Origin of the sequence: Frondihabitans sp. PhB188 (assembly GCF_003752365.1) — a bacterium.
GTDB lineage: Bacteria > Actinomycetota > Actinomycetes > Actinomycetales > Microbacteriaceae > Frondihabitans.
On the sequence record NZ_RJUO01000002.1, the window covers coordinates 675,451 to 699,743 of the forward strand.

The window sequence follows — 24,293 nt, forward strand, 5'->3', positions numbered from 1 at the left end:
CCCGGCGGGGCTTGGCACGTGCCCCGCCGGCGGCGCCGCGCACCGAACCTGAGTTCTCGACGGCGAGCACGGGGCAGGATCATCCCATGCGAGCGATCTTGATCTCCGAGCCCGGCGACCCCGACGTCCTCACGCCCGGCGAGGCACCCGACCCGACCGCGGGCCCCGGCGAGGTCGTCCTCGACGTGGTCGCGGCCGGCGTCAACCGCGCCGACGTCAACCAGCGCCAGGGCCACTACCCGCCGCCGCCCGGCGCGCCGGAGTGGCCCGGCCTCGAGGTGTCGGGCACCATCGCCGACCCCGGCGACACCGCCTTCGCCCGCGGCGACCGCGTCTGCGCGCTCCTCGCCGGCGGCGGATACGCCGAGCGGGTCGCCGTCGACGCGCGCCTCGTCCTACCGGTGCCCGACGGGGTCGACCTCGTCGAGGCGGCCGGCCTCCCGGAGGCCGCGGCGACGGTCTGGTCGAACGTGTTCCAGAGCGCGCAGCTCCAGCCCGGCGAGACGCTGCTCGTGCACGGCGGCTCGAGCGGCATCGGCACGATGGCGATCCAGATCGCCACGGCGCTGGGCTCCCGGGTGCTGGCGACGGCGGGCTCGGCGGCGAAGGTCGCCTTCTGCGAGTCGCTCGGTGCGACCGCCGTCGACTACCACGAGGCCGACTTCGTCGAGAAGGCGCAGGAACTCGGCGGCGCCGACGTCGTCCTCGACCTGGTGGGCGGCGACTACCTCGAGCGCAACATCGCAGCTCTCCGCACCGGCGGCCGGATCATGGTCATCGCCAATCAGAGCAACGCCGCGTCGACGTTCCAGCTCGGCGCGCTCATGGCCAAGCGCGGTCGCGTCTGGGGCACCACTCTGCGGTCGCGCCCCGTCGCCAAGAAGGCCGAGGTGATCCGCGGCCTGCGCGAGTACGTCTGGCCACTGGTCGAGCAGGGCGTCGTGCGTCCGATCATCGACACGGTGTTCTCACTCGACGAAGCCGCCCTCGCCCATCGGAGGATGGAGGAGGGCGGCCACGTCGGCAAGCTGCTGCTGCGCGTCTGACGCGGGCGGATCTAGCTGACGCGCGAGTCCGCGCCGGGTCGCACGGGCGACGCCCCCACGACCTCGACGAGCACAGGCAGGGGCGGGCCGCCGAGCACGGCGTCCAGCCCGGTGACGGCCTCGGAGGCCGCCCGCACGGCGGGGACCGGCGACGACCCGGCCGTCAGGCGCAGGCGCAGCTTGAGTGCCGGCGCTCCTTTGAGCTGGTACGAAGCGACTGAGACGGCTGCGATGTCGCGGCGCGGCTGGAGCGCGTCGACGAGTGCGGTCTCAGCGAACTGCGACGAGACGACGATCCGCCCCGCGGGCTCGTCGACCTCGACGACGCGATCGGTGCGTCCGCCGCCGCGGGCGATCGCCGCGATGACGGCGACGAGCACGACGACGAGGCAGACGACTGCGAGTCCCCACGGCAGGTAGCTGCCGTCGAAGGGTGCGGGCTGGCCGATGGCCGACGACTTCAGCGCGGTGTCCTGGGCGTCGCGTGCGCGGCCGATCCAGTCCCGGACGACCGACCGGCCGGGGAGGGCCGCCGCGACGAGGAAGGCCCCGACCGCGAGGAAGACGAGCCCGACGACCGCGAGGAAGAGCCGGTTGAGAGGACGATTGGTGGAGGTCATGCGCCGAGCTTTCCTGATCGGGTGACGCGGACGTCGGCGGTGACGGCCGGACGATACCCGACGGCCGCGAGCTCGTCGGACGCCGCGGCCTGCACGGCCTCGACATCGGCCAGCGCACCGGATGCGGGCGTGATCGTGACGCGGGCTTCACGACGCGAGACCCAGGCGCTGACCTGGCCCGGCGCCAAAGCGGCGGCGACACGGGTGGTGCGGGCGAGCGACGCGGCGACGACCTGGTCGTCGACGACCACGGCGAGGCGCGGATCGTCGAGGGTGTGGCGGCCGCGGCGGCCGGGCGTGAGCGCGATGACGAGCAGCACGAGGCCGAGGAGGCCGGTGACGATGCCGGCTGCGATCACGAGGCCGCCCTGGGTGGTCGCCGCAGTCAGGAGCGAGCCGAGCACGTCCAGCGGCGAGAACAGCAGCGGCTTCCGGCCGAGGGCGTCGTAGACGGCCTCCAGGCCGACGTAGGCGGCGACGAGCGCGAGAACGACGAGGACGACGACGGTCGCTCCGGAGCGCGATGAATGGGTCTCGCGGCGCAGGATCCGCCGGTTGAGGGAGCTCATGAGAGTCGTCCGTTCGTGAGGGGGAGGCGGCTGCCGGTCACGGTGACATCGACGCGCGAGACGGAGCGCCCCGTGACCTCGGCCATGCGACGGGTCAGAGTCTCCTGGAGCGCTGTGATCGTGGCGACCACGCCGACCTGATCGGCGGGTACGGCTGTCAGCGGGGGGATCGTCATCGGCGTCGAGACGCGGAGAGCGAGGCTGCCGTCGTCGTCGCGCGCGTCGACCCGGACGTCACGCCGCTCGACGAGCAGCTGCTCGGCCACGACGGCACCGCCGACGCGCTGGAGGGCGCGGGAGGCGATGCTGACATGACCCGGGATCACGGGCCCCCGCCCGGGGACGTCGCGCATGCCGATCGGGTGGTCAATGCCACCGGGGTGCGCAGAGGTGGCCGCCGGGAAATCAGGACCCGACGACCACCCGCTCGAAGCCGCCCCGTCGCCATCGACGGGAGCGGCGGCCTGGGGGTCTGTCATTGGGACGAGCGCCGTCCGCGGAGCACGTCGGCGAGGCTGGAGACGTCGAGCTCGCCCGCCGCCACGCGGCCGACGAGGGCGCCGACGGCGATGAACACGGCCACCAGCACGAGCGCCCAGAAGCCGAAGGCCACCGCGACGACGCCGAGGACGGCGCCGATCACGATGCCCGTGGTCGTCGCGCTCACTGCACGCGGCTCTCGGCGGGCACGCTCTCGTCGTCGTCGTCCTCGCCGGGGATGTGCACGTCGTTGATCGCGACGTTGACCTCGGCGACCTGCATTCCGACGAGGTCGGTGATGGCGAGGGCGACCGCGGCACGGACCTGCTCGGCGACGGCGTTCATCGGCGTCGGGTACTCGACGACGATGGTGACGTCGGCGGCGACCTGGGTCTCCCCGACCTCGACGCGCACGCCCTGCGACAGGTCGGTCGAGCCGATCACGTCGCGGATGGCGCCGAACGCGCGGGCGGCGCCGCCACCCAGAGCGAACACACCGGGAACCTCGCGGGCTGCGATGCCGGCGACCTTCGAGATGACGCTGTCGGCGATGACGGTCTTGCCTGAGGTGGCCGCACCCGTGGCGGTCGTCGTGGTCGTGACCGGCGTGGCGACCTTGTCGACGCGGCCGGCCGCCGGAGTGGCGGTGGGCGTCGGGGTGGCGGTAGCGGTCGGGACGGTGGGCTTGTCGGCCATGATGGTGCTCCTCTGGGGTGAGAGTCCGGGGCGGCGTGAAGCCGCGTAACAATGAGACGCATCCACTCCCGAAAACGTCACGCACTTTCTTCGAAAAACTTCTTTTGCAGGAACCGGGGTGTTGTCTGAGGGGGTGAACCTCGCTCCCCCGCCCGCGCCGTCGCTGGCCGAGGCCTCCGATGGGCTGCTCGCTCGCCGGGCGGCCGACGGAGACGCGCGCGCCTTCGAGGTGCTCCTGCGGCGGCACCTTGGCCTCATGACCGCCTACGCCGTGCGCCTCACGAGCTCGAAGCACGATGCGTCCGACGCCGTGCAGGAGGCCTCGGTGGCGATCTGGCGCGAGCTGCCCAACCTGACCACGCCGGATACGGTCCGGGGATGGATGATGCGGATCGTCTCGCGGAAGGCATTCGACCTGATGCGGGCGAGGAAGCCGTCCGACGACATCGACGACGAGGCGGTTTCGGCGCGGCTGCCGGTCGACGACCACGGCGACCCGGCCCGCATCGCCCAGACCGACGACGCGATGGCCGGCCTGCGCCGCGCGCTCGACCGCCTGCCCCCGCTCCAGCGGCAGAGCTGGATCCTCCGCGAGGTGGGTGGCGAGTCGTACGGCGAGATCGCGGAGCACCTCGGCATCACGACCACCGCCGCCCGAGGCCAGCTGGCCCGGGCGAGAGAGACACTGACCACAGAGATGGAGGCCTGGCGATGAGCGACGAGACCGTCACCCTCGAGCGCCTGGCCGACTACCTGGACTCCGGCCGGATCCCCTACGACCCCTCGATCGAGGAGGTTCCCGAGAACGCCGGGCAGCTCGCAGTGCTGCAGCGCCTCCGGGCCCTGTCGAGCCGGCTGGTCGCCGACGAGGGCACCCAGGAGAGCCTCGCCGACCCGAGCTGGTTCGGCGGCGTCATGGAACGCGTCAGACGCGAGGCGCGGAGCGGCCGCGACATCCCTCTCGTCTCCTCCGACCTGCAGAGCACGCTGCATCTGACGGAGGGGGCTGTCCGCGGCCTCATCCGCGAGGCCGGCGACTCGGTGCCCGGAGCCGTGGTCATCTCCTGCGGTCTCGACGGTCCGCTCGCCGAGCCCGGCGCGCCGATTCACGTCGAAGTCACCATCAGCGCCCTCCGCGGGATCTTCGTGCCGGCGATGGCCGACGAGGTCCGCGAAGCGGTGGCCACCCGCCTGCTCGCGCAGACCGAGCTCGTCGTCGACAGCGTCGACGTGATCGTCGGCGACGTGCACCAGCTCGGCGGAGGTGCCGCATGACCGACACGCTCGCCGACGACCTCGCCGCGGTCGTCCGCTCCGTTCCCGGCGTCGCCGCGATCTACCCGCGGCCGGGCTTCGCCCAGCTCGCCCGGAGCGTCATCGGCACGGTCACGAAGACGACACCGCAGGTCGCCGTCGCCCTATCCGCGACGCAGACGAGGGTCGAGCTCGACGTCGCCGTGGGGCCCGAGCACTCGGGGCCCGCAGTGGCGCGCACGGTCGCGGCGGCGGTACTCGACCATCTGGCCGCGCGAGGGGCGCCCGGGCCGGGCGTCGACGTCAGGATCGTCGCGCTGGGCTAGGGGCCCGGCGGCGGTGGGGCGCGAGTTCCTGCGCCCCTGGCATTCTGCGAGGTCAGACGGCGATGAGCCGTCGGAAGCGCGTGCCGTGGTAGACGAGCGGCTCCGTCTGGTCGCCGACGCGCAGCGACGTGACCTCGAGCACGACGACGTGGTGGTCGCCCGCCGGGATCTCGGAGCGCACCACGCACTCGAGCCACACGGTGGCGTCGTTCACGAAGATCGCACCGGACTCGGGCTCGTGGAGGTCGAGGCCGGCGAAGCGGTCCCGGCTGCGGCTCGACAGCTGGTAGCAGGCCTCGTCGTGCGCCGAGCCCAGGATCGAGATGCCGATCCTGCCCGCCTGCTTGAGGATCGGCCAGGTCGTCGAGGAGTTCTGCACCGAGAACATCACCATCGGCGGGTCGAACGAGACGCCGACGCTGAACGACGACGAGACCATTCCGACCCTGACTCCGTCGACCTCGGCCGCGAGCGCCGCGACACCGGAAGGGAACGAGCCGAATGCGAGCTTGACCGCTGCTGCGGCATCGGGCGTGCCGACCTCGACGAGGTCGTGGATCGTGGTGGTGGTCATGGCTACTCCTTGCCCGAGGCAGACGAAGCGAGGGTGGCGGATGCGGATGCCAGGACGATGTCTCTCCAGTTGTCGAGCCAGCCGCCGTACGCGCCCTCGTCGGCGTAGGCCTTCTCGTTCAGATACAGGCCCTGCGCGGGAGCGGTGGCGCCCAGCTCGACCAGGATCGGCTTGAGCAGCAGCTCGGGAGCGAGGGCGTGAGTCGGCCCCGCGCCGAGCATGAGCGGCACGACCGTGACGCCCTTCAGCCCGGTGGCCCCGTCGATCTGGTCGAGGAAGCACTTGAGCACACCCGTGTAGCTCGCCTTGTACGTCGGCGAGGCCACGATCACGAGGTCGCTGCCGGCCACGAGCTCGACCGCTGCCTTCACGGTGTCGTCGCCCCAGCCGAGCAGAGAAGGACCGAGAGTGACCACGTCGACCTCGCTGTCGGCGGCTCGGCCGGTGATCGACTCGGCCACATGGCGGGCGGCCTCGAGCGTGCGGGAGGCCGGCTTGGGGTTGCCGGCGACGACTGTGACGATCATGGATGCTCCTTGACTGGGATGCGCTCAGTCTTCGCCCGGCGCATTTCGCCTGCGTGGCTCGCGAATTACGCCTGCATTACGCCGTGGGTTCTCAGGGGTCACGTGCCGTTCGGTATGCTTGACGGGCTGCGTCTCGGCGTAGTCTTGCTCCGCTTCGGCGGTGCGCGAGTGTAGTTCAATGGCAGAACTTCAGCTTCCCAAGCTGATAGCGCGGGTTCGATTCCCGTCACTCGCTCTCTCTGGTCGTTCGGCGTCGCTGTGTCGGCGGGTCCTCAGGCAGCGAGCTCGACGGCCTCCGGATGCGGGATCGTGACCCAGAGGTCGACCTCGTCGTCGGCGTCGAGGCCGAGGGCGGCGGCCGTCTCGTCGGGGGTCGAGGCGACGATGGTGATGGCGGTGTCGGATTCGGGGCGGCCGGTCCGGATGATGATGCGGCTCGACCGGACGGGCTCGAGGTGCCGAGCCACGTCGTCCAAGAGCAGGTCGAGGGCGGCAGGATCGAGGCCGTCGAGACCGCCGTCGTCGAGGATCTGCACGAGCGCGCCACGGCGGCGATGAGCCGAGACCACCTGGCGGACGGCCTCGTTGAGCAGGCTGCGGCCGCGGATCTCGTCGCGGAGAGCCTGCTCCAGCACGCGGCATTCGGTACGGGCATCCTCGCCCAGTCGGCCGACCACGGCGATGATGTGGCGGAGGATCGGCGCGGCCGTGTTCCCGGCGTGCTGAAGTCGCTGCTGGCGCTCGGTGTCGAACGCGTCCAGCTCGGCCTGCTGGATCGTCAGCTCCTCGTGCTGCCTGGCTGCGACCTCGGCCGCGGCCGTGACCTTGCGGATGGCGTGGTGGATGAGCAGCCCGGCTACGACGATCACGATCTCGCCGGCGAGGCCCAGCCGGATGACACCGGACGGGCCCGCCCACAGGGTGATCTGCGTCACGAGGGCGCCCATGGTGATGAGGGGCGGGAGCCTGCGGCCCGCCATCCACCCCATGGCCGCCCCCGCGAGGACCCCGCAGGTGAATCGGGCGATGGACGCCGAGTCGAAGTCGGCGGCATCGAGCCCGATCGTCGCGATGCAGCACAGGAGGACCCCGACTCCCGTGGTCACCCAGGCGGCGCGGTTCGACATCGTTCCGCGCCGTGCTCCCCGGACGAGGGCGGGCAGGATGCTCAGGCCGAGGACGGATGCTGCGACCGATGCGTACGCGTGGGTGACGAGAAGGGCGTCGAGTGTCGCGATGAGGGATGCCACGACGATCAGGGCGCCGAGGATTCGATAGAGGACGCGCCGCGGGATGACGGTGAACAACGACTCGCCCGGTCGACGGGTGAGCGGCGACGGGGCGCGATCGGGGTGCCACTCCAGGACGACGGTGGTGCCTTCGCCCGGTGCCGAGTGGATGCTCGCCGACCCTCCGACGTGACGCACGCGCTCCAGGATCGACACCCGGACGCCGAGTCGCTCCTGTGGGATGGATCCGAGATCGAAGCCGGATCCGTCGTCCGAGACGGTGATCCGGAGGCCGCCGTCGTCGAGTCGGGAGCCTGCAGCGGTCCGCCGGGCGGACGGCCCGGCATGGGTCACGCTGTTGCGGAGAGCCTGCACGGTCGCGGAGATGAGAGCCTCCGCCACCTCGGACGGCAGCTCCAGGGCGTCCAGGCGGGTCAGGTCGAGGGTGGCCACACCACGGAAGCGGGCGAGATCGGCCTCGGCGTTCGACAGTGCCGTGCCGAGGGAGGCGATCCGCGGTGGCGTCTGCGGGCGAGTGCTGGTGGCAGACACGATATCTAGAGCCGCCCGGGCCATGCCGGCAGCACGGTCCGGCGCGTCGTTGCCGGCCGCAGCCAGGAGTGCCGCGAGAACCGTGTCGTGCAGCAGCGCGTCCGTGCGGACACGCTCGGCTTCGAGCGCGCCCTGGCGCTGGTGGTCTTCGAAGAGCATCCGCGCCCGCTCCTCGGCCTGGTCCGCCCGATCCGCCCGCGCGCGCAGCGCCCGGACTCCCGCGATCAGGCCCGCCGCCAGCAGGAGGAGTCCGAAGTTGGTGATCAGGGTGTGGGCGATGGGAAGCCTGTCGGCGTAGACGACGGCCAGAGCCGCGTCGATCCCGAGGCAGATGACGCCGGCGCGGAACGGGTTCGACTCGGCCAGCGCAGTGCAGCTGAAGGCGATCAGAGACAGGCCGAGGAGCCATGGCGTCGATCCCAGCGGCAGCGGGTCGCGGAGCGTGAAGGGCTCCACGACGAGGAGCGCGACGTAGGAGGCCACCGGCAGCCAGAGCCCCGTCCGCAGCAGGCCCGTGCTCCGCGCGAGTGCGAGGGGCAGCGGCGCCACCATCGACCCCGCCAGGCAGAGAGCCACGACGAGGAGAGGGAAGCGGTCGGGCCTGTGATCCCCGACGTACTCGGGCAGGGCGAGGAGCACCAGCAGGCCGGCGACGATGGCCAGCGTCGCGGCCATGCCTCGCTCGACCCCGAGCCGGAGTGGCGCCGTGCTGCTGACAGGTCGTGTACTCGTCGCGGCGGGGCGCGACGGCGGGATCCTGCGAAGGGACGATGACAGATCGGCCGACTGATCTGGGTGAGGCTCGGGCACCTCGGTACGCTACGTCGACCCGAGCCCGGAGGCGACACCCCAGAACGGGTCTGGGCTGCGTTCACGCTGCGCAGAGCGCCTGATTCCTGGCTGGCCACGCGGTCAGGATGAGGTGACGGCCCGCATTCCGAGTGCCGATCCGAGCATCGTCTCCATGGCCGCATCGACGAGGCGGTCCCCCTGCGCGCGTTCGATGCGCCCGGACGCGACGAGTGCTGCGATCCCCTGCATCGTCGCCGCGAAGAGCATCTTGAAGACGTCTCGTGACTCGTCGTCCCCCTCGGCCGACCGCGCCCCGAGGGCACCGTCGAGCGTGCTGAAGAGGGCGCCGGCGGCCTCCTCGATCCGTCCGGGTCTGCCAGTCGCCTTGGCCTGGAACATCAGCTCCATCAGCGCGGCGTCGTCGATGGCGAAGTCGACGTAGGCGCGGGCGACGCGGCCGAAGCGGGCCGACAGGTCTCCCGCGCCACCCAGTGCCGTTCGGACGGCGACGGTGAGGCGGTCGAAACCGAGTTCCGCGAGCGCATCGAGCAGCGACTGCCGGTCGACGAAGTGGCTCCGCGGCGCACCGTGGCTGACGCCGGCGCGGCGAGCGAGATCGCGGAGGGAGAGGCCGTCGACCCCCGACTCGCGAAGGACCATCGTGGCCTCGTCGAGCAGGACCGCGCGCAGGTTCCCGTGATGGAAGGGCTTCTGCGTCATGCCGCAATCGTAACCCTGATCCTGTCATTGCCTATTTTCTAGACACCGCCTAGATTGAGCACATGACAACTCATCCCTCGCTCCTCGTGCTCGGTGGCACCGGGCAGACCGGACAGCACTTCACGCGACTCGCCCTCGAGGCGGGGCACCGGGTCCGGGTGCTCGCGAGAACACCCGGAAAGCTCAGGAGCACCCACCCGGAGCTCGAGGTGGTTCAGGGCTCCGTAGACGGAGACCTCGACCTCGACGCCCTGCTCGACGGCATCGACGCTGTCGTGATCATGCTCGGCAATGCCGCCGCGCAGCGCGAGCGACAGGTGAACACGACGTTCGTGCGCCTGCTCGTCCCCGCCATGCGCCGCGCCGGCACACGGCGACTCCTGTACCAGGCCGGGGGTCTCAGCGCGGCTCCGGGCACGCGACTTCCCCTGGTGCTCCGGCTCGTGCGGAACACGATAGCTCGGAGCTACATCGGTCAGCACGAAGACAACGAGGCCGTGATGCGCTACCTCGACCAGGACGCCCGCGACATCGAGTGGATGGTTCACCGCGCCGGCATCGGCTCGGACGGACCATCGAAGGGCGAGCTCCGCCGATCGAGCTCCCGGATCAGCATCGGCACGTTCGTCGACTGCGCTTCTTACAACCTGCGGACGCTCCTGGACGACTCGGCCGTGCACACCGCAGACGGCAGCACCTACCGGCGGCGCTGACCGGGGTGACGGATCCTGGGGCGCCCTAGCGGCCGGGGGCCGCGAGCACCGCGGCCGCCACGCGGCGGGCGAGCTCGAACGGCCGACTGAACGTCTCCATCCCGATGGTCACGATGGCACCCTCGTAGAGCAGCATCATCGTCTTCGCCGTCTCCAGGGGGTCGGCGCTACCGGCCTCCTCGAGGAGCTCGGCGAAGACTCCGAGCAGCCACGCCTTCTGCCGGGCGACCTCGGGGAAGACCGGATGGCCGTCGTGGCCGTCGCCGATCTCGGCTCGGGCATTGATCGCGCTGCAGCCTTTCGGGGTGTTCGCATCGGACCACGAGATCGAGGCGTCGAAGACGGCGAGCACCCGCTCGACGCCGGGCTGCGGGACGCGCGCGAGCACGTCAGCGAGGTGCGCTCGCCAGCGCGCGTCGCGATGCCGCAGGTACGCGACGACCAGCTCCTCCTTGGAGCCGAATCGGTCGTAGAGGGTCTTCTTCGTGACGCCGGCCTCCGCTGCGATCGTGTCGACCCCCACCGCATGGATACCCCGCTCATAGAACAGCGATGACGCAGCGCCGAGGACGCGGCGCGCGCCCGGAGTCAGAGGCAGAAGATCAGGAACGGTGACGGGCATGCGCTGATTATACCGACCTGTATAGTCATTCCCATGAGTAAACAGATCGGTGTACTCGGCGGCCTCGTGTCGATCCTCGCCTCCATCGCGTTCGTCGCCTCGTGGAGTTCCGGCTTCGTCATCGCAGCGGTCGCGACCGTCGACGTCCCGTGGACGACGCTCCTCGTCTGGCGGTTCGCGCCGCTGGCGGTCGTCCTCCTCGCGATCGGCATAGCACGAGGCTCGATCAGGCGCGCGCCGCTCAGGGACCTCGGACGTCAGGCCCTGATCGGCCTGTTCGCCCAGTTCGGCTACTGCGGATTCGTGTACGCGGCAATCGCCGCAGGGGTCGCCACCGGGACGACGGCACTCATCGATGCCGCGCAGCCCCTTGTCATCGCCACGCTCGTGGGGCCGCTCCTCGGCCTCCGCGTGCGGGGCCTCCAGTGGGTGGGCCTGGTCGTCGGCGCCGGCGGGGTCGCGCTCGTGGTCAGCTCACAGGTAGGCGGGTCGAGCGCCCCCGCTCACGCCTATCTGCTTCCCGCGGGGGCCATGGCCTGCCTCGTCGTGGGCACCTTCATGGATCGCCGGCGACAGTCCCCGCTTCCTGTGCTGACGACCTTGACGGTCCACGTGTCGGTGACAGCCGGCGCACTGACGGTCCTCGCGGCGCTCACTGGCACTCTCCTGCCCCCGTCATCGCCGACATTCTGGTCAGCGGCGGCGCTCTCGGCACTCGTTCCGACGATGATGGCCTACGGCCTCTACTGGTGGCTGCTGCGCCGACTCGGCATCACTGCCGTCAACGCTCTGCTCTTCCTGGTCGCTCCCGTCACCGCGGTCTCGGGAGCGGTGCTCCTAGGCGAGCCGCTCACGCTCGCGACCGTGCTGGCATTCGCCCTCTGCGCCGCCGGTGTGACGGCGGTCCTGATCACTGACGGCCGCGGGGAGCTGCGCGCCTCGCGGCGAACCGGGCCGATCTCCGACCCCGAAAGCAGCAGACCCGTCGCCAGACTCACCGCTTCACCCTCCAGACGGACGCGCGCCGTCGCCGCGACGCGGAACGATCGACTGTGATCGAGCACCGTGACGCAGCCCCTGTCCGCTGGTACAGGCCGGCACCGGGAGACGACGGAGCATCCGGCCCGACCCTGCTCTGGCTGCATGGCGGCGGGTTCTTCCGAGGGAGCCCGGATCAACCGGAGGCGCACGACGTCGCGCTCTCTCTCGCGGAGCATGGCGTCACGGTTGCGACCGCGGGATACCGCCTCACGCCGACCCCCGGTCCTGCCAGGATGAAGTCGAGTGCACGGCCTCTGCGGGGGCGCTTCCCGGATGCTCTCGACGACGTGTTCGCCGCCTACCGGGACGTCCTCTCCGCGTCTCCGTCAGGGGTGATGATCGGAGGAGCGAGCGCGGGCGCGTGCCTCGCGGCCGCCGCGACTCTCCGAGCCATCGACGACGACCTTCGTCCGGCAGGCGCCGTCTTCGCGTACGGCTTCTTCCACTCGACGCATCCGCGAACTCGGGAGCGGCGGCAGAGATCCCGTGGGCACCGACGGATCACGCATTCCAGATGGGCCCTGAACTGGATGAACCGCAACTACGCCGGGTCGGCCGAAGCTCTCTCCGATCGCCTGGCGTTCCCCGGTGGCCACGACCTCGACGCCTTTCCGCGGACTCTCGTCATCAACGCGGAGCATGACAACATGCGCGCGTCAGGAGACATGTTTGCGGCAGAACTGGGGGCTGCGGGAGTCGACGTCCGGCATCACATCCAGGCGGGCTCGCGCCATGCGTTCCTGAATCGACCGAGCCTCGACGCCTTCGCCTCCGCGATCTCGCTGGTCGCCGCGTGGACTCTCCTGGATGAGCACGCGCGCTAGGGGCACCGCTCCGCAGACCGGGCCCGGCACCGAACGCAATCGACGTGAACTCGACCGCGTCGCGCCGGCCCCGCCGACATACTGAAGCCATGACCCGCGCACTCCTCCTCATCGACATCCAGCTCGACTACTTTCCGGGCGGAGCCTTCCCGCTCGCCGAACCGGAGGCTGCCGCAGACGCGGCCCGCACCGTGCTGGAGTCGTTCCGGGCCTCCGGCGAGAAGATCGTGCACATCTTCCACGTCTCGACCGACCCCGACGCCACGTTCTTCCGGCCCGGCACCACGGGCCTCGACTTCCACCCCTCGGTCGCACCCGTCGACGGCGAGCTCGTCATCGAGAAGCACGAGCCGAACAGCTTCATCCAGACCGGGCTGCAGGAACTCCTCACCGCCGCCGACATCACCGAGCTCGTGATCGTCGGCATGATGAGCAGCATGTGCGTCGACTCGACCACGCGGGCCGCTCACGAGCTCGGCTTCACCGCGACCGTGGTGTCGGACGCCTGCGCGGCGCCCGACCTGGCGCTGGGCGACGTCGTCGTGCCGGGCGCGAGCGTCCACGCGGCCTTCATGGCGGCGCTCGGCGGGAGCTTCGCGACGGTGGTGCCGAGCGCCGCGCTGCTCGGGGCCTGAGCCGGCCCGCGCGGCGAATACAGCCCCGGCGCTGCGAATACAGCCCCGGCGCTGCGAATCTAGGCTGACCACATGGACCTCCTCGCCCCCACGCGCATCCGCTCCGAGCTCGACCAGGTGACCAGGCACTGGACGCCCCGCGTCGTCGGACAGGTCAACGACCAGTTCGTGAAGGTCGCGAAGCTGCTCGGGGAGTTCGTCTGGCACGCCCACGACGAGCAGGACGAGATGTTCCTCATCGTCTACGGCCGCCTGCGCATCCAGCTCCAGGGCGATCGCGAGGTCGTGCTCGAGCCCGGCGAGTTCTACGTCGTCCCCAAGGGCACGCGACACAACCCCGTCGCCGACGAGGAGGTCGGCATCGTGCTCATCGAGACGGTGACGACGGCCCACACGGGCGATGTGGTCGACGCGCGGAGCGTGCCGATCGACCAGCAGGTGGCGCCTAGCTGACGGCGGTCGGCACGTTCCTGCGCCCCAACGGCAAAGGGGCGGGCGACATCGTCGCACCGCCCCCGAGGGTGAAGCTGGACTACTTGATGGCGGCGCGGAGCTCGGCGGCGGCGGCGCCGACGTCGGGGGCACCGTAGATGGCGGCACCGGCGACGGCGACCTGAGCGCCCGACTCCTGCACCGACGCGATCGTCGCGACCTTGACGCCGCCGGCGACCGAGAAGGGCACGCCCGAGGCCTTGCCGTCGTCGAGGAGCGTGTCGAACGTGAAGCCGTCCTCGGCCTGCTCGTCGAGGCCTGCGTGCATCTCGACGAACTCGGCGCCGAGGGCGACGACCTCCTTGGCGCGGGCCGACTTGTCGGCGACGCCGATCAGGTCGACGACGATGCCCTTGCCGTGCTTCTTGGCAGCCGCGACCGCACCGACGATGGTGCTGTCGCCCGCGACGCCGAGGACGGTCACGAGGTCGGCTCCGGCGGTGAAGGCGATGTCGGCCTCGAGCTCGCCGGCGTCCATCGTCTTGAGGTCGGCGAAGACGATCTTGTCGGGGTGGGCCGCCTTAATCGCGGTCACGGCCGAGAGGCCGGCCGACTTGATCAGCGGCGTGCCGAGCTCGATGATGTCGACGTGCGGGGCTGCCGCGGCGGCGAGCTCCAGGGCGGCTTCGGTGGTCAGGGTGTCCATTGCGAACTGCAGTTTCATGATTTTCCTTGTCTTTGCGGTGAGGGAAAGGGGCGCAGGATCCGGCAGCGCTACTCGAGGTTCGCGTGCCGAGGCCAGATCTCGTCGGCCGTCAAGCCCGACCGCTTCCACAGCGAATGGAAGACGGCGTCGCCGACGAGTCCGACCGCCTGCTCGAACAGGCTTCCGGCGTACTGCTGGCTGGCGGTCGCCGAGCGGTCGAGCTTGGCGGCGGCGGGGATGACGACGACCACGTCGGCGCGCTCGGCCAGGGGCGAGTCGCCGGCCGTCGTGAGGACGGCGACGCGCGCGTTCGCCTCGGCGGCCGTGGTGGCCGCTGCGACGATGCCGGACGTGGTACCGGAGCCGCTGGCGACCAGGAGGACGTCGCCGGCCGCGATCGCGGGCGTCGTCGTCTCTCCGACGACATGCACGGCGAGGCCGAGGTGCATGAGGCGCATGGCCGTCATGCGGAGGGCGATGCCCGACCGGCCGGCGCCGTGGACGAAGACCCGGTCGGCCCCGGCGAGGAGTGCCGCGAGTTCATCGAGCGCGTCGGCGTCGATGCGGCTCGTCACTGCCTCCAGCTCGCCCGTGATCAGGTCGAGGGCCGCCGTTGGTCGCTCGTTGTCGTCGCTCATGACTCGAGTCTCGTCCGCCGGGAGCCGCATCGCGGCCACCCACTGGGACGGTTCGGCCTACCCGTTGGGGTAGGCCAGGACATGGGTAGGGTTGAGCCATGATCGACACCGGCGAGCACGCGACTCGCGAGCTCCTCCTCGCACACGCGCGCACCGTCGCCGAGCAGTCGGACAGGCATGCCGTGGCCCTGGAGTCGATGCTGGCGATTCTTCGCTCGACCCGGCTCGACGACCGCGCCGCCCGGACCATGGCGATCGATGTCGCCGCCGCCTCGCTGGTCGAGATCCGCATGACGACCGACCAGCAGCGCGACAGCATGCTCGAGCCCGTCATCGGAGCCTTCGCCCGGCTCCGCTCCGACCTCCGCCCCCTGGTGCGGTTCGGCGACCTCGACGTGCAGTTCGTCGAGCCTCCGGTCACCGGCCGGGCCCTGCCCGGCGAGGTCGCCCACGCCGCGCGCGCGATCGTGCGCAGCGCCGTGCTCGCGTTCGTCGACACCGGCGAGAGCCGGCGGGTGCGGATCCAGTGGGACTGCGACGGCCTCAACCTCCTGATCGGCATCCGCGACGACGGCCGCGGCGAGATGACCGCCCACGACGACTCGCTGCGCCCGATCGCCGAGCGCGTCTCCGCCCTCGACGGCGACCTCAGCGTCGCCTCCACGCCGGGCTGGGGCTCGGAGCTCTCGATCGCCCTCCCGCTCGACCCTCCGGTCGAGCCCGATCAGACGATCACCGCCGTGCCCCTGAGCCCGCGCGAGCGCGAGGTGCTCAGCCTCGTCGCCGCCGGTGCCCGCAACCGAGACATCGCCCGGAAGCTCGGGATCAGCGACAACACGGTGAAGTTCCACGTGTCGAACCTGCTGCGCAAGGTCGGGGCCCGGTCGCGGTCGGAGCTGGTGGCGCTGGCGCGCTGAGGTCGGGTTGGGCGGGGGTGGGGCAGTTCCTGCGCCCGATCAGAGGCCGAGCAGCGCCTGGAGCTCGTCGGCGACCGTCGCGGTCGGCTGGCGGGCGTCGATGCGGGCGGCCCCGCGCTCGATCATCTGGGCCTGCATCACCGGAAGCCCTGCGGCGATCTGCTGCCGGTCGAGGGGATGGCGGGTCAGGACGCGGTCGTGCTGGGTGGCCTCGTCGAGCTCGAGGAGCACGAGTCGGTCGAAGCGGTCGGTGAAGTCCCACTGGTTGACGGCGATGCCGAGCAGCACGCCGTCGGAGCCCAGCTCGTCGAGTACGTCGTCGAGACGGGCGGCCGACCAGCCCCAGTAGAAGTCGGCGAGCAGCTCGGGCGTGACGGGCAGGGTGTGGTCGCCGACGACGGCGCCGGACGCATCCATGAAGGCTGCGAGGCCGTCGACCGCGTCGGAGTCGAGGGCGCGGACGCCGCGGCGCACGAGCTCCGCCGTCAGCGTGGACTTGCCCGCGCCGGGGTTGCCGCTCACGAGGTAGGCCATGGGCCATGGTCGCACGGACCCGCGAGAGCCGTCGAGAGTGGCCGCCTCGCGGCCCGCCCGGCGTCACGGTGCCGACCGTGCCGCCCTCGGCGACATCGGACCCGTCAGGCGACGCGACGGATCGCCCTCGCGCTGACGGCGGCGCATGCGAGGCTGATGACGACGAAGCCGCCGAGCACGGCGGCGGTCCCGACGATCGGCGCGAGGGCGGCGAGCACGACCGGAAAGAAGAAGCCGACGTAGCTGAGGGCGTAGAAGACGGCGGTCAGCCCCGCGAGGTCGCCGCCCGTCGCCATGCCCTGCACGGTCGTCAGGCCGGTGACCATGCAGAGGCCGTAGCCCGCGCCGAACAGCGGTGCCGCGACGAGCACGGCCCAGGGCACCGTTGCGACCGCCGCCACGATGAGCACCGCGGCCGCTGCGGAGCAGAGGAGCACGCCCGCCGTACCCGACCGACCGCGGAGCAGCCGGTCGATCGGCGTCGAGGCGAGCTGCACGGTCGTGCCGACGCTGAGCGTGATGACCGTCGTGAGCGTGGCGAACGCGACGACGTAGTCGCCCACTCGCGACGCGACGAGGCTCGGGCCGACGGCGAACGAGAGGGCGGCGGCGCCGAAGATCCACGGCGCCATCGGGACGATGCCCCGGACGAAACGCGGGCGAACTGCCGGGGGCACGCGCACGTCGCCGAGAAGGGACGCGACCGACGGATCGGGCAGACGAGTCTCGGCAGCCCGGAGCACGATCGCCAAGGCGACGAGGCACGCCAGGATCTGCACGGCGTACGGCAGCACGGTCGGCCACGGGGCCCACTGAGCGAGGACGCCCGCGACCCCGGCTCCGCCCCCGAAGCCGAGCGACATGGCGACCGACGCGCGCCGGGCGCCGGACGAACCTCGGCCTTCCGCCGTCGAGAGCTCCTTGATCCAGCTGCTGCCGACGACCATCGCCACGGCGACGCTGATACCGCTCAGGAACCGCCCCGCGCACAGCCCGACGAGGCTGCTGCTGGTGCTGGCGAGCACGATGCTCGCGACGACGCCGATCGCGATGCCGGCGAGCATCACCGGCTTGCGCCCGTAGCGGTCCGACCACGCGCCGGCGAGCACGAAGCCCGGCACGATGCCGAAGACGTACACGGCCAGCGAGAGGTCGATCTCGACCTGGGTGTAGCCGTCGACCCGACGGTAGAGGAGGAGCAGGGGCACGAAGTGGTTGCCGCCCCACGCGAGGGCGATCACCGCCGGGGCGACGCGGAGCCACCCGCCGAGGGCGGCGGGTGAGGAGCTCGGCATGGATTCAGACTAGGGGGAGCCTCCGACACGAGATCCCCGCGCGTGCCAGGCTGGTCTCCATGACACGGCTACGAGGGGCAGGCCTGGCAGGGGGCATCGTCGCGGCGGCGCTGCTGATCAGCGGGTGCACGGGCACGACGACAGCGGCGCCGCCGGCCACGTCGCAAGCTGCGGTCGTCACGCCGACGCCCACGCCCACGCCCACGCCCACCGTGACGGCCCCGGCCGTCGAGAAGCCGCTCTCGAAGACGGTCGACGCAGGAACCGTCGCCGCCGCCGTCACAGCCACCGCCTCCGGCACCGGCTCGTCGAACGTCACGTACAAGCGCAACGGCGACTTCGCCGTCGTCGTCGAGCTCAACTGTCTCGGCTGCGCGGGCACGGCGACGGTCACGGCTCCCGGACGCCTGTCGCCGTTCGGTCAGGCCGAGGCGCCCCTGCGCGCATCCTTCCTGATGGACGTCTTCAAGGACGACCCGGTCTCGCAGACGCTGATCGTCAAGGCGACCGGCCCGTGGAAGGTCACGCTGCGGAGCTGGAACGACCTGACCCCGGTGTCGGGCAAGCAGTCCGGCGCGGGGCCCGCGGTGCTGTTCTTCTCGGACGACGTCAAGCACGTCATCGTCGACTACAAGCCGTCGGGAGCCGGCGACTCGTTCTCGGGGCGCGTGTTCACGACGTCCGACAAGCCGCTGGTGTTCGGCGACTCGGTCTCGTTCGCGAAGAAGTACGACGCCGATCTGCCGGGCGTCATGGCCATCCAGACCAACGGGACCTGGAGCGTGACGCCGACCCCCTAGCCGGCTACTCGCCGTCGACGGGACGCTCGAGCGCCTCGGCCAGCCGGAGCAGCAGCTCCGTCGCCGCAGGCCGCTCGCTCAGGGGGACGACCGACTCGGTGACTCCGGCGTAGAGGGCGCCCGCGCCGGTGGCCGCCGCGAGGCCGCTCGGCGTCAGCATCATCAGCGTGCTCCGACGGTCGGTCGGGTGCGGCTCGCGCGTGACGTAGCCGGCCGCGACCAGACGGTCGATCAGCGCTGTCGTGGCCCCGGTCGTCAGGCCGAGCGCCTCGCCCACGGCCTTCGCCGGGCTGCCGTTCTTCGCCGACAGGAAGACCAGCGTCTGAAAGTCGCTCAGAGACAGTCCCGCCTCGCCGGCGAACCGCTCGCGCACGTGCCGGCTTGCCACCTCGAGGGCCTGCCAGGCGAGCAGGAACTCGACGGTCGAAGGATCGAAGGGGGAAGCGGCATCGGACATGACGCAAGTGTGGCGCAGGCGAGCCCTGCGACGCGCCGAGTTACGCTCCTCGCACCGAGCCCGAGGTGCCGCCCGGCTCGTCCCCCGCTGGTCCCCCCTAGTGCCGACACCCTCCTTGGGGGCTGTGCGAGCGACCCTCGCCTGGAAGGCTGGACCCAGGAAGAAACGGGTGGTGGGACACCCGGGACTTCGCAGAGGGCCGCGGGGTGCGGCTGACACCGTGGTGCGGGAATTCGGGCCGGCACCAGGGCGTCAGCCGCGCCGCTCACCGGGCTCTCATTCGCGACCCCAGTGTTCTCCTCACAGCACGCGCCGTCCCGGGCTCACCCCGAGGAGCACACGTGACCTTCTCTCTTCGACTCGCCGCAGCGGCCGTCGTCACCGTCTCAGGACTGGTCGGCATCGGAATGCTGGACGCCCCCGGGGCCTCCGCCGAGTCGAGCGTCACGGTGCCGACCGAGGCCGGCGCGAAGGCGCTGAGCGCGACGTACGAGTCGAAGCAGGCGGCGTCGGTGAAGGCCGCATCCGCGTACGCGACGAAGTCGGCTGCCGCAGCGAAGTCGCGTGCGACCTACCTCGCCAAGGCGAAGGCCTCGACGGCGTCGCAGTCGCGACTGAAGGTGGTCTTGACATCGTCCACGTACTCCGCCTCGTACAAGGCCACGGCGAAGAAGAACTCGGCCGTCACGGTGAAGGCCACGGCGTCGGCCAAGACGGCGTACTCCGCCGCGAAGGCGATCGCCGCGAAGTACAAGGCGCTGGCCGCCTCAGCGGCGGCTGCTGCGGCAGCCGCACAGAAGGCGGTCGCAGCGACTCAGGGAGGCCTGGTCGCCATGGGCAGCGGAGACGCCGCGATGCCCACCGGCAGCGTCACCTCGAACGGCCGCACCTGGAGGCAGTCGTACGCCGAGGACTTCACCACCCCGGCCGCCCTCGGCACGGTCTTGACGACCTATCCCCGGATGGAGGCTTACGACGGCTTCGACGACACCAGCGGCCAGGGCCTCTACGCTCCGGACAGGGTGCTGAGCGTGTCGAACTCGAACCTCGACTTCTTCCTCCACTCCGAGAAGGGCCAGCCCCTGGTCGCCGCGGTCATGCCCGACGGCTACACGCCGCACACCACAGGCCGCGTCTCGATCCGATACAGGTCGGACGACATCCTCGGCTACAAGTTCGTCGGCATGTTCTGGCCGTCGAGCGACGACTGGAACGACGGCGAGATCGACTGGCCCGAGGCCGACCTCGGCGCGAATCCCCGTCCCGCCTCGGCCGTCCCCGGCTCGCTCCGAAACGGCGGCATGACCTTCAAGCCGGCCGTCGAGACGTTCGCGGCGACCGACCAGAGCGAGTACCACGTCGCCACCACCGAGTGGGATCACGACGCCATCCGCTACTACTGGGACGGCGAGCTCGTCTCGACCGTCACCGACGCGGTGCCTGCCACGGCCATGCGCGTGACCCTGCAGGCTGAGACGTTCATCGGCGAAGGCACCGTCCCGAAGACCACCGCGGGCCACCTCGACATCGACTGGATCAGCATCTGGGACTGACCTGACGGTCAGCCCTGGCGGCGCCCCACCGGGATGCCGCGACCGCTGACGATCAGTGCCACGACCGCGACGAGAGCCGCGACCGCGAAGCACGCCACGAACGCCGTGATGTCGCCCGGCCCGCCGATCAGGCCGAACAGGGCGCCGTTGACGCCGAGCACGACGGCCGCGCTCGCGGAATCCGAGATCGTCAGGGCCGAGCTGTTGAACCCCTTCTCGGAGTCCTTCGACCATCGCAGCGTGAGCACCGAGAAGCGGGAGTAGACGAAGCCGATCCCGAACCCGAGGATCGTCCACCCGATGATGATGACGACGGGGTGCAGGTGCCACAGCGGCGTCGCCACCGCCGACAGGCCGCCGACGATCATCAGCGCGATGCCCGTCCGGAGGCCCGTGAGCTGAGGCACCCTCTCGCCGATCCGCCCCACCAGCCAGCTCGCGAACGCCCAGCTGACTGCGCCGGAGGTGAGCGTCACCCCGGAGGCGGCGGGTGAGAAGCCGTAGTGGGAGCTCAGCAGATAGGGGATGTAGACGTCGCCGCCGATGAAGGCGGCGCCGACGAGGCCGCGGAGGAGGACCAGGGCGGGGATCCCCGTTCCTGCGCCCAGGGTCTTCTTCGGGAGCAGCGGACGCAGGGTCACCGCCAGGGCCGCGACCGATGCGACGACGACGAGGGCTCCGAGGAGGTCGGGCAGCTCGGAGATGAGGTTGAGAGCGACGATGGCGGCCGCTGCGCCGAGGGCCCAGAGGATTCGGGCGGGGCGCCAGGGGGCTCGAGTGTCGGAGGGCTCGAGACGCCGGAGCGTCGGCAGGATCATGAGAAAGGCGGGGACGCAGAGTCCCAGCGCGCCGATGAACACCCAGTGCCAGCCGACGGTCTGCGTGACCGTACCTGCGATGACGGGGCCCACGAGGCCCGGGAGCACCCAGGCGGCCGCGAAGCCGGCGAAGACCGCCGAGTGCAGCCGCTCGGGGAAGACCTGCGAGACCATCACGTAGAGGCCCACGATGACGGCGCCCGACCCCAGGCCCTGGATCAGCCGTCCGATGAGGAGGACGGTCATCGACGGGGCCAGCCCGACGACGAGGAGGCCGACTGCGAAGAGGAGCGTCGAAGCCAGGACGACGGGGCGCGGCCCACGACGGTCGGCCCAGTTGCCGGCGACGACCATGCCGACCAGGCCCGACGCCAGTGGCGCTGCGAAGGCGAACGCGTACAGCGACTCGCCGTCGAGCTCGCGGCTCACCGTCGGCATGACGGTCGTGACGGCGAGAGCCTCGAACGCGCTGATGCCGATGAGGGCGCACATTCCGAGGGTGGCGAGGATGTACTTCTTGCTGAGGACGCCCGGCGAAGACGTGTCGACAGCGGCGGTGCTCATGGGGTCAGCCTAGGCCCCGTCGAGAACTCAGGCTTGGTGCGCGATGACCGGCCCGGGGCCCTGGCCCGAGGCCGACGCCTCGCGCACCGCCCCTGAGTTATCGACGCAGGGCCTACTCGTTGCCGACGCGCTTGTCGGCCTCGTCGCGCGCCTTGTCGATCTTGTCGGTGTACTTGCCGCCGGTCGCCTTGTCGGCGGCACCCGCGACGGCGTCGAGCAGCTTGTCGCTGGTCCCCTCCGCCTTCTCGCTCTTCAGAGCGTCCTTGACCTTGTCGTTGCCGAGGAATTGCTGCGCCTTCTTGGCGATGTCGTCGAATCCAGCCATGGTGTGCTCCTTCGGTCGGTGAATGTTCGTCACGATAGACCAGCCAGACCCCTCGTGCACGGCCGGGGGTTATCAGGCGGCGTTCAGTAAGCTGAGATCCCGACCTGGAAGGGGTACTCCATGGCCGCCCGACTCCAATCGCTCGCACCGATCCTGATGCCTGTGCTGGCGCTGATCGCTCTCATCGCGACGTATCACCGGCATCTCCCGACCGGCGTGGCGATCCTCGTCGGCGCCATCCTCATCGGTGCCGTCCTCGCGGCGGTCCACCACGCGGAGGTCGTCGCGCACCGCGTCGGCGAGCCGCTGGGTTCGATCGTCCTGGCCGTCGCCGTGACCGTCATCGAGGTCGGATTGATCGTGACGCTGATGATCGCCGGCGGCCACGACGTCGAGACCCTCGCCCGCAACACCGCGTTCGCCGCCGTGATGATCACGTGCAACGGCATCGTCGGGCTCTCGCTCCTGCTCGGCTCCGTCAAGCACGGCCTGCCCCGCTTCAACCGCGAGGGCACCGGCGCCGCCCTCAGCGTCGTCGCCGCGCTGGCCGGCATGGCGCTCGTGCTTCCGGCCTTCACCACCGGCGCCTCGGGCGGGCGCTTCACCGGCGTGCAGCTCGCGTTCGTCGCCGTCGCGGCCCTCGCGCTCTGGCTGGCGTTCGTGTCGACGCAGACCGGTCGCCACCGCGACTTCTTCCTGCCGGTGAAGCTCACCTCCGACCCGAAGCTCGACTCCACCGACTCGGGCGACCACGCCGACCCTCCGTCCAACCGCGCGACGATCATCAGCCTCGTCCTGCTCGTCCTGTCGCTGCTCGCGGTCGTCCAGCTCGGCCACACCGTCCAGCCCAACATCGAGGACGGCCTCGACGCCGCCGGCATCCCGGGAGCCTTCGTCGGTGTCGTGATCGCCTTCATCGTCCTGCTCCCCGAGGGCATCGCGGCCTCGCGCGCCGCCCTCGGCAACCGCCTTCAGACCAGCCTCAACCTCGGCTACGGCTCGGCGATCGCCAGCATCGGCCTCACGATCCCGGCCATCGCCGTCGCCAGCATCTGGCTCGACGGGCCGCTCGTGCTGGGCCTCGACAGCGTGCAGATCGTTCTGCTCGCGATCACCCTCCTCGTGAGCACGCTCACCGTGGCGCCGGGCCGATCGACACGCCTGCAGGGGATCATCCACCTGATCATCCTGGCGGCGTTCGTCTTCCTCGCCATCAGCCCGTAGAGGCGAGGGCCGCAGGAACTCGCGGCCCGGCGGCGGGCTCGGAGTTCCTGCGCCCGGATCCGCCGTCAGGCGTCGGCCCACGCCCGTTCGAACCCGGCCATGAGGCCCGTCATCGCCTTGACCGGCGGCGGCGCGTACTCGCCGCGCTTGCCGGTGGCGAGGCGCAGGCGGACGAGCGACTCCGCGAAGACCGTGGCGGACGAGACGCCGTCGACGACGGGCGCGCCGATCTCGTCGGAGACGCGGTGGCAGAGGTCGGCCATGCCGGCGCAGCCGAGGAGGACGGCGTCGGCTCCGGCGTCGAGCACGGCGCGGCACTCCGCGACCACGCGGCCGTAGGCGTCGGAGCGCGGGTCGTCGAGGGCGAGGACCGGGATCTCGCACGCGCGGATGGCGACGCAGACGTCGCCGAAGCCGTAGCGGTGGGCGAGCTCGCGGGCGCGTCCGGTGGTGCGCTCGAGGGTGGTGACGATGCCGAAGGTGCGGCCGAGCATCGCCGCGGCGTGCATGCCAGCCTCAGCGATGCCGAGGACCGGCCCGTGCGCCAGCTCGCGCGCCGCATCGAGCCCCGGGTCGCCGAAGCACGCCACGACGTACGCATCGACCCCCTCGGACTCCCCCAGTGCCACCTGCTCGAGGATGCCGGGTACGGCCAGCGCCTCCTCGTAGTGGCTCTCGATCGAGGCGGGGCCCATGCTCGGGCTCACCGCCTCGACGAGGGTGAGCGGACCCGCGACGTCGCTCGCACACCGGCCGATGGCGTCGGTCATGGACTGCGTGGTGTTGGGATTGATGAGGCGGATCCGCATG

At 71.1% G+C, this 24,293-nt stretch carries 31 protein-coding genes and 1 tRNA gene; 14 read left to right on the forward strand and 18 right to left on the reverse strand.

Features of this window, described 5'->3' with window-relative positions:
• Positions 1–86: 86 nt before the first annotated feature.
• Positions 87–1,046: an NAD(P)H-quinone oxidoreductase gene (locus EDF46_RS08040; protein ID WP_123505739.1), complete on the forward strand. Its 960-nt coding sequence runs from the start codon at positions 87–89 to the stop codon at positions 1,044–1,046.
• An 11-nt stretch (positions 1,047–1,057) separates the two neighbouring features.
• Here the strand turns inward: EDF46_RS08040 and EDF46_RS08045 are convergent, their stop codons facing one another.
• From EDF46_RS08045 to EDF46_RS08065, 5 genes are read right to left on the reverse strand one after another with little or no spacing between them, the layout of a single operon-like run.
• Complete coding sequence (locus EDF46_RS08045) at positions 1,058–1,666, reverse strand: hypothetical protein (RefSeq protein ID WP_123505740.1); 609 nt, start codon at positions 1,664–1,666, stop codon at positions 1,058–1,060.
• The gene (locus EDF46_RS08050) at positions 1,663–2,235 is read right to left on the reverse strand and encodes a DUF6286 domain-containing protein (RefSeq protein WP_123505741.1); all 573 of its coding nucleotides are present in this window, start codon (positions 2,233–2,235) and stop codon (positions 1,663–1,665) included. The genes EDF46_RS08045 and EDF46_RS08050 overlap by 4 nt, the downstream gene beginning before the upstream one ends.
• Complete coding sequence (locus EDF46_RS08055) at positions 2,232–2,714, reverse strand: hypothetical protein (RefSeq protein WP_148061170.1); 483 nt, start codon at positions 2,712–2,714, stop codon at positions 2,232–2,234. The genes EDF46_RS08050 and EDF46_RS08055 overlap by 4 nt, the downstream gene beginning before the upstream one ends.
• Positions 2,711–2,902, reverse strand: coding sequence for a DUF2273 domain-containing protein (locus tag EDF46_RS08060; RefSeq protein WP_123505743.1), 192 nt, complete (start codon positions 2,900–2,902; stop codon positions 2,711–2,713). Before EDF46_RS08060 ends, EDF46_RS08055 begins: the two co-directional genes overlap by 4 nt.
• Entirely contained in the window at positions 2,899–3,411 is a 513-nt protein-coding gene (locus EDF46_RS08065; protein WP_123505744.1) for an Asp23/Gls24 family envelope stress response protein, read from the reverse strand. The genes EDF46_RS08060 and EDF46_RS08065 overlap by 4 nt, the downstream gene beginning before the upstream one ends.
• A 133-nt stretch (positions 3,412–3,544) precedes the next feature.
• On the opposite strand from EDF46_RS08065, the gene EDF46_RS08070 reads away from it, so the two are divergent.
• The 3 genes from EDF46_RS08070 to EDF46_RS08080 are packed head-to-tail and all read left to right on the forward strand — an operon-like array spanning position 3,545 to position 4,991.
• Positions 3,545–4,126: an RNA polymerase sigma factor gene (locus tag EDF46_RS08070; RefSeq protein ID WP_123505745.1), complete on the forward strand. Its 582-nt coding sequence runs from the start codon at positions 3,545–3,547 to the stop codon at positions 4,124–4,126.
• On the forward strand, positions 4,123–4,686 hold the full coding sequence (locus tag EDF46_RS08075; protein WP_123505746.1) for an Asp23/Gls24 family envelope stress response protein: 564 nt from the start codon (positions 4,123–4,125) through the stop codon (positions 4,684–4,686). The genes EDF46_RS08070 and EDF46_RS08075 overlap by 4 nt, the downstream gene beginning before the upstream one ends.
• A complete protein-coding gene (locus EDF46_RS08080) occupies positions 4,683–4,991 on the forward strand; it encodes a hypothetical protein (RefSeq protein ID WP_123505747.1) in 309 nt (102 codons plus the stop codon). The genes EDF46_RS08075 and EDF46_RS08080 overlap by 4 nt, the downstream gene beginning before the upstream one ends.
• A gap of 52 nt (positions 4,992–5,043) precedes the next feature.
• Here the strand turns inward: EDF46_RS08080 and EDF46_RS08085 are convergent, their stop codons facing one another.
• The gene (locus EDF46_RS08085; protein WP_123505748.1) at positions 5,044–5,565 is read right to left on the reverse strand and encodes a flavin reductase family protein; all 522 of its coding nucleotides are present in this window, start codon (positions 5,563–5,565) and stop codon (positions 5,044–5,046) included.
• A 2-nt stretch (positions 5,566–5,567) separates the two neighbouring features.
• Entirely contained in the window at positions 5,568–6,092 is a 525-nt protein-coding gene (locus EDF46_RS08090; RefSeq protein ID WP_123505749.1) for an NADPH-dependent FMN reductase, read from the reverse strand.
• A gap of 164 nt (positions 6,093–6,256) precedes the next feature.
• Between EDF46_RS08090 and EDF46_RS08095 the strand changes: the two genes are divergently transcribed.
• Positions 6,257–6,327, forward strand: a tRNA-Gly gene (locus EDF46_RS08095).
• A gap of 37 nt (positions 6,328–6,364) precedes the next feature.
• Here the strand turns inward: EDF46_RS08095 and EDF46_RS08100 are convergent.
• Both EDF46_RS08100 and EDF46_RS08105 read right to left on the reverse strand, forming a co-directional pair.
• On the reverse strand, positions 6,365–8,548 hold the full coding sequence (locus EDF46_RS08100) for a sensor histidine kinase (protein WP_123505750.1): 2,184 nt from the start codon (positions 8,546–8,548) through the stop codon (positions 6,365–6,367).
• 237 nt (positions 8,549–8,785) lie between these two features.
• Entirely contained in the window at positions 8,786–9,385 is a 600-nt protein-coding gene (locus EDF46_RS08105; RefSeq protein WP_123505751.1) for a TetR/AcrR family transcriptional regulator, read from the reverse strand.
• Between the two features lie 62 nt (positions 9,386–9,447).
• Between EDF46_RS08105 and EDF46_RS08110 the strand changes: the two genes are divergently transcribed.
• The gene (locus tag EDF46_RS08110) at positions 9,448–10,098 is read left to right on the forward strand and encodes an NAD(P)-dependent oxidoreductase (protein ID WP_123505752.1); all 651 of its coding nucleotides are present in this window, start codon (positions 9,448–9,450) and stop codon (positions 10,096–10,098) included.
• Between the two features lie 25 nt (positions 10,099–10,123).
• On the opposite strand, the gene EDF46_RS08115 is transcribed toward EDF46_RS08110, so the two are convergent.
• Complete coding sequence (locus tag EDF46_RS08115; RefSeq protein WP_123505753.1) at positions 10,124–10,720, reverse strand: TetR/AcrR family transcriptional regulator; 597 nt, start codon at positions 10,718–10,720, stop codon at positions 10,124–10,126.
• Between the two features lie 33 nt (positions 10,721–10,753).
• On the opposite strand from EDF46_RS08115, the gene EDF46_RS08120 reads away from it, so the two are divergent.
• The 4 genes from EDF46_RS08120 (at position 10,754) to EDF46_RS08135 (ending at position 13,673) form a co-directional block, all read left to right on the forward strand.
• Positions 10,754–11,776 carry a DMT family transporter gene (locus tag EDF46_RS08120; protein ID WP_233579937.1) on the forward strand — a complete coding sequence of 341 codons (1,023 nt, stop codon included), beginning with the start codon at positions 10,754–10,756 and terminating at the stop codon, positions 11,774–11,776.
• Positions 11,773–12,585 carry an alpha/beta hydrolase gene (locus EDF46_RS08125; protein ID WP_123505755.1) on the forward strand — a complete coding sequence of 271 codons (813 nt, stop codon included), beginning with the start codon at positions 11,773–11,775 and terminating at the stop codon, positions 12,583–12,585. Before EDF46_RS08120 ends, EDF46_RS08125 begins: the two co-directional genes overlap by 4 nt.
• Positions 12,586–12,674: 89 nt before the next feature.
• A complete protein-coding gene (locus EDF46_RS08130; RefSeq protein WP_123505756.1) occupies positions 12,675–13,220 on the forward strand; it encodes a cysteine hydrolase family protein in 546 nt (181 codons plus the stop codon).
• Between the two features lie 72 nt (positions 13,221–13,292).
• Positions 13,293–13,673: a cupin domain-containing protein gene (locus EDF46_RS08135; RefSeq protein ID WP_123505757.1), complete on the forward strand. Its 381-nt coding sequence runs from the start codon at positions 13,293–13,295 to the stop codon at positions 13,671–13,673.
• Between the two features lie 79 nt (positions 13,674–13,752).
• On the opposite strand, the gene hxlA is transcribed toward EDF46_RS08135, so the two are convergent.
• On the reverse strand, positions 13,753–14,376 hold the full coding sequence (gene hxlA, locus EDF46_RS08140; RefSeq protein WP_123505758.1) for a 3-hexulose-6-phosphate synthase: 624 nt from the start codon (positions 14,374–14,376) through the stop codon (positions 13,753–13,755).
• 50 nt (positions 14,377–14,426) lie between these two features.
• Positions 14,427–14,996, reverse strand: coding sequence for a 6-phospho-3-hexuloisomerase (hxlB, locus tag EDF46_RS08145; RefSeq protein WP_123505759.1), 570 nt, complete (start codon positions 14,994–14,996; stop codon positions 14,427–14,429).
• A gap of 98 nt (positions 14,997–15,094) precedes the next feature.
• On the opposite strand from hxlB, the gene EDF46_RS08150 reads away from it, so the two are divergent.
• Positions 15,095–15,913 (forward strand): LuxR C-terminal-related transcriptional regulator, encoded by an 819-nt coding sequence (locus tag EDF46_RS08150; RefSeq protein WP_123505760.1) that lies wholly within the window; start codon positions 15,095–15,097, stop codon positions 15,911–15,913.
• Positions 15,914–15,952: 39 nt separating this feature from the next.
• Here the strand turns inward: EDF46_RS08150 and EDF46_RS08155 are convergent, their stop codons facing one another.
• Together EDF46_RS08155 and EDF46_RS08160 are read right to left on the reverse strand one after the other, a co-directional pair.
• Positions 15,953–16,447 carry a hypothetical protein gene (locus EDF46_RS08155; protein ID WP_123505761.1) on the reverse strand — a complete coding sequence of 165 codons (495 nt, stop codon included), beginning with the start codon at positions 16,445–16,447 and terminating at the stop codon, positions 15,953–15,955.
• A 104-nt stretch (positions 16,448–16,551) separates the two neighbouring features.
• The gene (locus EDF46_RS08160; RefSeq protein ID WP_123505762.1) at positions 16,552–17,742 is read right to left on the reverse strand and encodes an MFS transporter; all 1,191 of its coding nucleotides are present in this window, start codon (positions 17,740–17,742) and stop codon (positions 16,552–16,554) included.
• 59 nt (positions 17,743–17,801) lie between these two features.
• Here EDF46_RS08160 and EDF46_RS08170 point away from each other — a divergent pair, with 59 nt between their 5' ends.
• The gene (locus EDF46_RS08170) at positions 17,802–18,542 is read left to right on the forward strand and encodes a hypothetical protein (protein WP_148061171.1); all 741 of its coding nucleotides are present in this window, start codon (positions 17,802–17,804) and stop codon (positions 18,540–18,542) included.
• Between the two features lie 4 nt (positions 18,543–18,546).
• On the opposite strand, the gene EDF46_RS08175 is transcribed toward EDF46_RS08170, so the two are convergent.
• Positions 18,547–18,999 carry a MarR family winged helix-turn-helix transcriptional regulator gene (locus EDF46_RS08175; protein ID WP_123505765.1) on the reverse strand — a complete coding sequence of 151 codons (453 nt, stop codon included), beginning with the start codon at positions 18,997–18,999 and terminating at the stop codon, positions 18,547–18,549.
• 341 nt (positions 19,000–19,340) lie between these two features.
• On the opposite strand from EDF46_RS08175, the gene EDF46_RS08180 reads away from it, so the two are divergent.
• Positions 19,341–20,552, forward strand: coding sequence for a glycoside hydrolase family 16 protein (locus tag EDF46_RS08180; protein ID WP_123505766.1), 1,212 nt, complete (start codon positions 19,341–19,343; stop codon positions 20,550–20,552).
• An 8-nt stretch (positions 20,553–20,560) separates the two neighbouring features.
• Here EDF46_RS08180 and EDF46_RS08185 read toward each other — a convergent pair whose 3' ends face one another.
• Together EDF46_RS08185 and EDF46_RS08190 are read right to left on the reverse strand one after the other, a co-directional pair.
• On the reverse strand, positions 20,561–21,934 hold the full coding sequence (locus tag EDF46_RS08185; protein ID WP_123505767.1) for an MFS transporter: 1,374 nt from the start codon (positions 21,932–21,934) through the stop codon (positions 20,561–20,563).
• 112 nt (positions 21,935–22,046) lie between these two features.
• A complete protein-coding gene (locus tag EDF46_RS08190; protein WP_123505768.1) occupies positions 22,047–22,259 on the reverse strand; it encodes an antitoxin in 213 nt (70 codons plus the stop codon).
• 120 nt (positions 22,260–22,379) lie between these two features.
• Here EDF46_RS08190 and EDF46_RS08195 point away from each other — a divergent pair, with 120 nt between their 5' ends.
• On the forward strand, positions 22,380–23,483 hold the full coding sequence (locus EDF46_RS08195) for a calcium:proton antiporter (protein WP_123505769.1): 1,104 nt from the start codon (positions 22,380–22,382) through the stop codon (positions 23,481–23,483).
• Positions 23,484–23,548: 65 nt separating this feature from the next.
• Here the strand turns inward: EDF46_RS08195 and EDF46_RS08200 are convergent, their stop codons facing one another.
• Complete coding sequence (locus EDF46_RS08200) at positions 23,549–24,292, reverse strand: aspartate/glutamate racemase family protein (protein ID WP_123505770.1); 744 nt, start codon at positions 24,290–24,292, stop codon at positions 23,549–23,551.
• Position 24,293: the final 1 nt, after the last annotated feature.

What these genes read in the sequence shown, in the direction of transcription:
- EDF46_RS08045 (WP_123505740.1), bottom strand. Translation starts at nt 1,666, where the DNA reads ATGACCTCCACCAATCGTCCTCTCAACCGGCTCTTCCTCGCGGTCGTC.
- EDF46_RS08065 (WP_123505744.1), bottom strand. Translation starts at nt 3,411, where the DNA reads ATGGCCGACAAGCCCACCGTCCCGACCGCTACCGCCACCCCGACGCCC.
- EDF46_RS08075 (WP_123505746.1), top strand. Translation starts at nt 4,123, where the DNA reads ATGAGCGACGAGACCGTCACCCTCGAGCGCCTGGCCGACTACCTGGAC.
- EDF46_RS08185 (WP_123505767.1), bottom strand. Translation starts at nt 21,934, where the DNA reads ATGAGCACCGCCGCTGTCGACACGTCTTCGCCGGGCGTCCTCAGCAAG.
- hxlA (WP_123505758.1), bottom strand. Translation starts at nt 14,376, where the DNA reads ATGAAACTGCAGTTCGCAATGGACACCCTGACCACCGAAGCCGCCCTG.
- EDF46_RS08100 (WP_123505750.1), bottom strand. Translation starts at nt 8,548, where the DNA reads ATGGCCGCGACGCTGGCCATCGTCGCCGGCCTGCTGGTGCTCCTCGCC.
- EDF46_RS08130 (WP_123505756.1), top strand. Translation starts at nt 12,675, where the DNA reads ATGACCCGCGCACTCCTCCTCATCGACATCCAGCTCGACTACTTTCCG.
- EDF46_RS08160 (WP_123505762.1), bottom strand. Translation starts at nt 17,742, where the DNA reads ATGCCGAGCTCCTCACCCGCCGCCCTCGGCGGGTGGCTCCGCGTCGCC.
- EDF46_RS08200 (WP_123505770.1), bottom strand. Translation starts at nt 24,292, where the DNA reads ATGCGGATCCGCCTCATCAATCCCAACACCACGCAGTCCATGACCGAC.
- EDF46_RS08170 (WP_148061171.1), top strand. Translation starts at nt 17,802, where the DNA reads ATGACACGGCTACGAGGGGCAGGCCTGGCAGGGGGCATCGTCGCGGCG.
- EDF46_RS08155 (WP_123505761.1), bottom strand. Translation starts at nt 16,447, where the DNA reads ATGGCCTACCTCGTGAGCGGCAACCCCGGCGCGGGCAAGTCCACGCTG.
- EDF46_RS08105 (WP_123505751.1), bottom strand. Translation starts at nt 9,385, where the DNA reads ATGACGCAGAAGCCCTTCCATCACGGGAACCTGCGCGCGGTCCTGCTC.
- EDF46_RS08080 (WP_123505747.1), top strand. Translation starts at nt 4,683, where the DNA reads ATGACCGACACGCTCGCCGACGACCTCGCCGCGGTCGTCCGCTCCGTT.
- EDF46_RS08135 (WP_123505757.1), top strand. Translation starts at nt 13,293, where the DNA reads ATGGACCTCCTCGCCCCCACGCGCATCCGCTCCGAGCTCGACCAGGTG.
- EDF46_RS08150 (WP_123505760.1), top strand. Translation starts at nt 15,095, where the DNA reads ATGATCGACACCGGCGAGCACGCGACTCGCGAGCTCCTCCTCGCACAC.
- EDF46_RS08040 (WP_123505739.1), top strand. Translation starts at nt 87, where the DNA reads ATGCGAGCGATCTTGATCTCCGAGCCCGGCGACCCCGACGTCCTCACG.
- EDF46_RS08195 (WP_123505769.1), top strand. Translation starts at nt 22,380, where the DNA reads ATGGCCGCCCGACTCCAATCGCTCGCACCGATCCTGATGCCTGTGCTG.
- EDF46_RS08055 (WP_148061170.1), bottom strand. Translation starts at nt 2,714, where the DNA reads ATGACAGACCCCCAGGCCGCCGCTCCCGTCGATGGCGACGGGGCGGCT.
- EDF46_RS08115 (WP_123505753.1), bottom strand. Translation starts at nt 10,720, where the DNA reads ATGCCCGTCACCGTTCCTGATCTTCTGCCTCTGACTCCGGGCGCGCGC.
- EDF46_RS08110 (WP_123505752.1), top strand. Translation starts at nt 9,448, where the DNA reads ATGACAACTCATCCCTCGCTCCTCGTGCTCGGTGGCACCGGGCAGACC.
- EDF46_RS08090 (WP_123505749.1), bottom strand. Translation starts at nt 6,092, where the DNA reads ATGATCGTCACAGTCGTCGCCGGCAACCCCAAGCCGGCCTCCCGCACG.
- EDF46_RS08190 (WP_123505768.1), bottom strand. Translation starts at nt 22,259, where the DNA reads ATGGCTGGATTCGACGACATCGCCAAGAAGGCGCAGCAATTCCTCGGC.
- EDF46_RS08085 (WP_123505748.1), bottom strand. Translation starts at nt 5,565, where the DNA reads ATGACCACCACCACGATCCACGACCTCGTCGAGGTCGGCACGCCCGAT.
- EDF46_RS08120 (WP_233579937.1), top strand. Translation starts at nt 10,754, where the DNA reads ATGAGTAAACAGATCGGTGTACTCGGCGGCCTCGTGTCGATCCTCGCC.
- hxlB (WP_123505759.1), bottom strand. Translation starts at nt 14,996, where the DNA reads ATGAGCGACGACAACGAGCGACCAACGGCGGCCCTCGACCTGATCACG.
- EDF46_RS08050 (WP_123505741.1), bottom strand. Translation starts at nt 2,235, where the DNA reads ATGAGCTCCCTCAACCGGCGGATCCTGCGCCGCGAGACCCATTCATCG.
- EDF46_RS08175 (WP_123505765.1), bottom strand. Translation starts at nt 18,999, where the DNA reads ATGTCCGATGCCGCTTCCCCCTTCGATCCTTCGACCGTCGAGTTCCTG.